Origin of the sequence: Phytobacter sp. V69 (assembly GCF_965644215.1) — a bacterium.
In the GTDB taxonomy this organism is placed as follows: Bacteria; Pseudomonadota; Gammaproteobacteria; order Enterobacterales; family Enterobacteriaceae; genus Phytobacter.
Genome location: NZ_CBFFRL010000453.1, coordinates 1 through 923, shown reverse-complemented (window position 1 = coordinate 923; position 923 = coordinate 1). Strand labels below are relative to the sequence as shown.

At 46.9% G+C, this 923-nt stretch carries 2 protein-coding genes; both read left to right on the top strand.

Annotation, left to right across the window (positions count from 1 at the left end):
- The first annotated feature begins 371 nt into the window (after positions 1–371).
- On the top strand, positions 372–611 hold the full coding sequence (locus tag ACSZPU_RS25925) for a hypothetical protein (protein WP_499004488.1): 240 nt from the start codon (positions 372–374) through the stop codon (positions 609–611).
- A 22-nt stretch (positions 612–633) separates the two neighbouring features.
- Positions 634–873: a hypothetical protein gene (locus ACSZPU_RS25920; protein ID WP_499004486.1), complete on the top strand. Its 240-nt coding sequence runs from the start codon at positions 634–636 to the stop codon at positions 871–873.
- Positions 874–923 lie beyond the last annotated feature (50 nt).

Below are 923 nucleotides of genomic sequence, written 5' to 3'. Positions count from 1 at the left end.
TCAGGCAACCGTCTGTGGTGTTTGCAGAGCTAAGATTGGCGGCTTAGCGTTGCACTTCGGAGTTGAATCCGCCTTTTTATTATCTTTTTTGTTCTGTTCATGCTTTATAAAATCCATAAATCTTTTAAAATAATCAAATTAATTTTTTTTGTGATTTTTATTTATAATTCTATTATAAAATTATCAAATTAACTTTAATTTTGTGTAGTTTGATTTTTTTTATTGTTGTGTTCCACCATTTAACTCAACAGGGCATTCGGCTCTGACATTGAGGAAAAGGTGGTTCGTATGTTTGATGATCTCTTTGATTTTATATGTGAAAACCCGATTAAGTCTCTTGCCGTGGCCGCAGCAACCGTTGCGACTGCGGGTTGGCACTGGCTGCGGCACCCGCTATCGGTGCGGTGGTGAGCGCTGCAGGGCTGGGCGTTGCCGGAGGCACTCTGAGTGGCGCGGCAGCCTCGTCAGCCGGGTTGGCAGCATTAGGCGGGGGAAGCCTGGCATCGGGTGGTTTGGGTATGGCAGGGGGCAAGGCCGTCGTTGCGACTCTGGGCGCTGTAACGGGTAGCAGTGCTTCTGGCGTAATTGCAAAACTCTCGTCCGAAGACTAACTCTTACCTGTGGAGCGATACCATGTCTCTATTATCAGCACCGCTGCGTGAATGGAATTACAACAAGATCATGCGCCTGACGAAATCGGGTTGCAGTGATGGGACCATTGCCAGCGCCATTAACGATGACCTGAACGCGCGACAGATTGCTACCAGTACGCCGCTTACCGAAGCAGATATCACCGCGTATAAGAAAATCTCTCAGCTGGCCGGGGATTACTCTTTGATTTCAGAACCTAGGCTGTGTCCCTTAATTGCATAACCTCTTGTAAAACAATCGGATGCAACCCAGCTTGACCATTGAAAGATAAT

Excerpts from the sequence above, each read along its gene's own strand:
- ACSZPU_RS25920 (WP_499004486.1), top strand. The coding sequence starts at position 634 with ATGTCTCTATTATCAGCACCGCTGCGTGAATGGAATTACAACAAGATC.